The organism is uncultured Arthrobacter sp., from assembly GCF_902805515.1.
Taxonomy (GTDB): domain Bacteria; phylum Actinomycetota; class Actinomycetes; order Actinomycetales; family Micrococcaceae; genus Arthrobacter_D.
In genome coordinates, this window is sequence record NZ_CADCTE010000196.1 from 1 (window position 1) to 5374 (window position 5374).

3 protein-coding genes and 2 pseudogenes are annotated in these 5374 nt (G+C 69.4%); 2 read left to right on the forward strand and 3 right to left on the reverse strand.

Annotation, left to right across the window (positions count from 1 at the left end; translation table 11 throughout):
- Window positions 1–328 (forward strand): annotated as a pseudogene (locus tag QZX79_RS17575) (RNase J family beta-CASP ribonuclease); the annotation flags it as partial.
- 124 nt (window positions 329–452) lie between these two features.
- On the opposite strand, the gene QZX79_RS17580 reads toward QZX79_RS17575, so the two are convergent.
- The 3 genes from QZX79_RS17580 to ubiG are packed head-to-tail and all read right to left on the reverse strand — an operon-like array spanning window position 453 to window position 4823.
- On the reverse strand, window positions 453–2270 hold the full coding sequence (locus QZX79_RS17580; protein WP_294570422.1) for an ABC transporter ATP-binding protein: 1818 nt from the start codon (window positions 2268–2270) through the stop codon (window positions 453–455).
- A 27-nt stretch (window positions 2271–2297) separates the two neighbouring features.
- Window positions 2298–4013, reverse strand: a complete 1716-nt coding sequence (locus QZX79_RS17585) for a glycosyltransferase (RefSeq protein ID WP_294570425.1) — start codon at window positions 4011–4013, stop codon at window positions 2298–2300.
- Between the two features lie 18 nt (window positions 4014–4031).
- Window positions 4032–4823 carry a bifunctional 2-polyprenyl-6-hydroxyphenol methylase/3-demethylubiquinol 3-O-methyltransferase UbiG gene (gene ubiG / locus QZX79_RS17590; protein ID WP_294570429.1) on the reverse strand — a complete coding sequence of 264 codons (792 nt, stop codon included), beginning with the start codon at window positions 4821–4823 and terminating at the stop codon, window positions 4032–4034.
- Between the two features lie 227 nt (window positions 4824–5050).
- On the opposite strand from ubiG, the pseudogene QZX79_RS17595 reads away from it, so the two are divergent.
- A pseudogene (locus QZX79_RS17595) lies at window positions 5051–5374 on the forward strand (hypothetical protein); the annotation flags it as partial.

Below are 5374 nucleotides of genomic sequence, written 5' to 3' on the forward strand. Positions count from 1 at the left end.
GGGCATCACGGAGGAGACCCTGCGCGAGCGCCGCCGCCTCGCCGAGGAAGGCTCGGTGACGGTCCTGGCCATCATCGACGCCGAGACCGGCACCATGGCCGAAGCCCCCGAGTTCTTCATCCAGGGCTTCTCCTGCGATCCGGCCGACCTCGACAAGGCAGGCACCGCCGTCGAGAAGGCCCTCACCGACGGCCCCTCGGGCCGCCAGGGCGGCCGCGGCGCCCGCAACCTGGACCCGGAGGCCGTCATCGAGAAGGCCACGGCCAACTGGATGCGCCGGTTCTACAACCGCACGCCGGTGATCACCGCGATCGTCGTCGACGCCTAGCAGCACCCGGCTCCCAGCAGCACCGAACCCGGTCCCGCGCCTTCCCGGCGCGGGGCCGGCTTTGGTTTAAGCCTGCTGCGGGTCTGCTGCAGCGGGCCTGCCTGAGGGGGTCGGCTGCCGGGTTTCAGGGAACTGTCGGCTGGAGCTGGCTCTCGAACATCCTGTAGTAGCGCCCCCGCAGCTCCACGAGCTCGCGGTGCGTGCCGGACTCCACGACCCGACCGTCCTCGAGCATGTAGACGACGTCGGCCTTCTCGATGGTCGCCAGCCGGTGGCTGATGGCGACGATGGTCCGCGACCGGTCGGCGAAGAGCCGCGTGAAGATCCGGTGCTCGGCGAGGGCATCGATGGCCGAGGTCGGTTCGTCCATCACGATGAACGGCGCGTCCCGGTAGAAGTTGCGGGCCATGGCAAGCCGCTGCCACTGCCCGCCCGAGAGGCCGCTGCCCTTGCGGCCGCGCGGGTCCTCCATCCAGTTGCTCACATGGTTCTCAAACCCGTTCGGGAGCCTGCGGATGAAGTCGGCGGCTTCCGCGTCCGCGGCCGCCCGTTCGATCCGCTCCTCCTCCCGGGGGGAGGCGACGTCGCCGAAGTAGATGTTGTTGCCCGCCGTCGCGAACTCATATTTCAGGAAGTCCTGCGACATCACCGCGAGGTAGCGGTGCCACGAGGACGTCCCGACGGTGTGCAGGTCCCGCCCGTCGAGCAGCACGCTTCCGGCGCTCGGCAGGTAGAGCCCGGCCAGGACCCGGATCAGGGTCGACTTTCCTGCACCGTTCTCCCCGACGATGGCGATGTGCCGGCCGCGCTCGATGCTCAGCGAAATGCCCCTCAGGACCTCGAGATCGCTGCCCGCATAGGTGAAGCGGATGTCCACGAGGTCAATGCGCGACGGCGGCCCGGTCAGCGGTTCGCCGGTCGCCACGGGGAGGGGAAGCTCCATGAACTGCTCATAGTCCTTGAGGTTCGAGAGGTCCTCGTCGATGGAGCTGAGCGAGCTGACAAGATCGTTCGCGGTGCTCAGCGCCCGGCTGACGATCTGCTGGATGTACAGGAACTGGCCCACCGGCTGCGCGCGGGCAATGATCTGCCCCACCACCCACAGCAGCGCGATGACCTCGGCCCCGTACTGCAGCGCGTCGGCGAGCAGCTGCTTGGGAATGTAACGCCGCTGGAAGTCGAGGCGGCGTTTTTCGTCGGCGTCACGCAGCCGCGACCTCAGCTGCATCAGGTACTCCACCACCCCGTAGAGCCGGATCTCGGCGATGTACTGCGGGCGCATGATGTTCGTTTCGATCATGCGCCGCTGCCGGCGGGAGTCCACCTGCGTGTTCCAGTGCGCCATCTGCTCCCGGGAGAGGCGGAACTGCAGGTACACGCTCGGCACGATGGCGATCAGGACGATCAGCGCCACCCACCAGCTCACCAGCAGCAGGGCACCGATGGCGAGCACCACCGAAACGAACTGGGTGAAGATCGCCGCGATGCGGTCCAGCACCCGCGGGTAGGAGTCGGAGAACCGCCGCGCCCTGTCATACAGGTCAACGGTCTCCTTGTCGTCGTAGCGCCAGAACTCCAGCGCCAGGAACCTCTCGTACATCGAGTCGCCCACGATGGCACCGACCCGGAAACTGAGCACCTGCTGGATGTACCGGTCGACGCTGGTGAAGGCACCCCAGAACAGGCCAAGTGCCGCCGTCACCACCACATAGACGACGGCGCGCCCGCCCGCGTCGGGGTCTCCCGCGTACGCCTCGGCGAGCGCCGTCGTCGTGAGCGCGGCGAAGTAGGTGGTGACCAGCGGCAGCACCGCCCCGATCAGGGACCCGAGGACCTTCATGGCGACGGCGCCCGGGGAGGCTTTGGCGCTCAGGGCAAGGATCCGGCCCACGGCGCGGGCGTACGGAACCAGGGGCAGGCGGGAGGCGGAGCGCTCAGCCACGGCGCGCGCACCCGCCGCCGGCCGGGGTTACCTCCCGGCGGTCCGGAAGCCCAGGGCCGCCATGAGCGCCGCGAGCAGGGCCGCCGCCGCCGTCAGGGGCGCCACGCCGTCGTCGGGCCGCCGCCAGCTGGCCCGGACCGACCGCTCCGCCGGATACCCGCCCGTCATGATGGCTCCAAGGATGCCGAGGGTCCTGGCCGCTCGGCGGCTGGGCCCGTGGAGCAGGGCCGCGGTGCAGGCCGCCTGGAGCACGAGCAGAACTCCGGGCGCCGACAGGTTGGTACCCGTTAACCACTGGTCACGCTCGATGGTGTCCGTTGAGCCACGGAGAAATCCTATGTCGTAGGCGGTGCGTTTCCTCAACGCCGGGCGCAATCCTGCGACGCCGAGGGGCAGCTGGGCCGCTGAGACAAGGGCCAGCCCCTTCCGGCCCGGGCCCCCGCCCGACAGGCCGCGGCCCCGCGGTGGTCCTGCCTCGGTGGTCTCGAGTTCGCTGGCGATTTTGGGCAGGGAGTCATACCGTGCGTACTCCGAGGCCAGCCGTCCCGCCGCTTCCTTGTAGGAGGGGTCGGACAGGACCTGCCGGACGGCCTTGCGGATCGCCCGAGGCGTCGGTGACCCGGTGCGCAGGTTGATCCCCACCCCGGCCCAGGCCACCCGGGCCGCCACCTCGGGCTTGTCCTCGCGGTCCCCGGCGACGATCACCGGCAGGCCCTCCGCCAGCGCGCGCTGGGTTCCGCCGTATCCGCCGTTGGTGATCATCACGTCGACCAGGGGCAGCAGGTGCTCGTGCGGAAGGAAATCGGCGACGCGGGCATTCGGCGGCACGTCGCCGGGAGGCAGGGGCGCACCTCCGGTGGTGGCGACCACCAGGACGTCCAGGTCCGCCACGGCCCGGAGCGTGGGCAGGATGAGCCGGCCCGGGTCCTTATTGTCGATGGTGCCCTGGGTGACGTGGATGACCGGGCGCCCGCCGTGCAGCTCGCTCCACCAGGACGGCGGGGTGAAATCATCGCTCCCGGTGGGAAGGACAGGGCCCACGAAGCGCACACTGGCCGGAAGGTCGCCGCGGGGGTATTCGAAGCCGGGGCAGGTGAACTGCAGGAACCGGTCAGCGAGGGAGGCCGCGTCCAGGAAGTGCACGGGCAGGGACACTCCGGCGGCGGCCTTCATCTGCCGGTTCGCCGCCCGGTGGGTGGGCCGGAAGACGACCTTCTGCATCAGGGTGTTGAGCAGCACGTTGCGCAGCACCCCGGCCTTCGTGGGCAGGGGCGGCAGGCCGGGGCCGAAGGGAGCGGTGTCCCTGCTGGAGAAGGCGAGGGGGATGATCCCGCTGAAGAGGATCGGCGGGCGCGGTTCCGTGCGCAGCAGCGGGACGACGGCGCCCGTGAAGCCGGATTCGGCCAGGACGGCGTCGGTGGGGGTCCCGTCGAGCTCCTCCCGCAGGGCACGGTACTGGTGGGGCATGGCCTTGATGAAGACTTCCGACATGTCGAACCGGAGCCGGGCCAGCCCCTTCTTCCCGACGCGCCCCGGAAAGGATCGGTCAAGGTCACGGTCGTCGAAGTCGCAGGCCTCCGGCAGCGGCAGGAACCTGAGGCCGGCACCGGTGACGGTGTCCTCGAACCGGGCTCCGGTGAGCATGCCCACCTGGTGCCCCTGCCCGCGCAGGTACCGGCCGATCTCGACCAGGGGCACCACGTGCCCGTAGATCGGGGAGCTGCAGAGAAGATACGTTGCCATCGGTGCCTCCCGGCGCTCTTAGTTCCCGGCCGCTGCCGGCTTGCGGGCATAGCCCATATACGAAACCCGGGTGTTCCTGACCCTGCCGAAATCGAGCCGCCGGCTGAGCTCCCCGTAGCTGATCCTGCCCCTCCGGGCGTCGGAGAAGCTTTTGAGCACCACCGGCGTCCTGGCCCGCGGCGCCAGCCCGGCGATCTCCTCGACGACGAGGCCCCTGCGGGCGAGCTGGGCGGTCAGCTCGTCCGGCGTGATGAACATTTTCCAGTCGTGCAGGGTGGCGTCGGTGACCTTCGTGAGGGACCAGTCCTGCATGACCTTAATGCCCAGGAACCTGCTGGTCCGCGTGCGGTTGATGGTGTCGAACAGGTAGAGACCCCCCGGTCTCAGGACCCGTGCGCTCTCCTCAAGGACGCGCGGCAGGTCTGTGACGTGTTCGAGCACATCGCAGCAGTAGACGACGTCGAACGTTGAGCTGCCGACCGGCAGCTCCTCTCCCGCGCCCACGACATACCGGATGTTCAGCCCGGCCTGTCCTGCGTGCTTCCGGGCGGCGGAGATGGCCACCTCGGACGGGTCCACACCGGTGACCGAAAAGCCCAGCCGGGTGAACTCCTCGGCCAGGAAGCCGCAGCCGCAGCCGACGTCCAACGCCGTTCGACCGGCGTAGGAATTCTGCAGGTGCGTCCGCAGCACCTCCCTGAAGTAGGCCATCCGTCCCGGGGTGCAGCTGCCGTGGAGGATGTTCAGGACGTTGTCCTCGTCCCACCAGGTCTCGCCGAGGCGGTTGTAGATGTCATTGTCGATGGCCATGGCCCCTCCTCCACGTGGAAGGGCCCGCACGCGCGCCGCTGCCTGCCCTGCGCACATCTTGCTCCCGGGACCGTACGTCCGACAGGGCCCTTGGACCCGATTGGTTCCGCACCGGGGGTGTCTTCCTGGAGTTCACCGGGGCGTCAACTGTGCGCGGCCTGCCGACCATCCACGGTCCCTAGCGTGAAGGGGCCCCGGGCCCCGGGGCCTCAACCGAAAGGACCACAATGTTCCTGAAAAGGACAGCCACGCTGGCGGCAGCCCTCACCGCCCTGAGCACCCTGGGCCTCGCGCCGGCCCCGGCGGCACAGCACGGCGTCGATCTGGGCGAGCCCCACGCCGCGGCCCACGCCCACAACGACTACGAACACGACCGCCCGCTCCTCGATGCGCTGGAGCACGGCTTCACGAGTGTCGAAGCGGACGTCTGGCTCGTCGACGGTGAACTCCTCGTTGCGCACGACCTTGAGGATGTCCGTGCCGGGGCCACGCTGGAAAGCCTGTATCTGAAGCCCCTCGATGAGCTCGTCACGGGCCACGGAGGGAGCGTG

What these genes read in the sequence shown, in the direction of transcription:
- QZX79_RS17585 (WP_294570425.1), bottom strand. Translation starts at nt 4,013, where the DNA reads ATGGCAACGTATCTTCTCTGCAGCTCCCCGATCTACGGGCACGTGGTG.
- ubiG (WP_294570429.1), bottom strand. Translation starts at nt 4,823, where the DNA reads ATGGCCATCGACAATGACATCTACAACCGCCTCGGCGAGACCTGGTGG.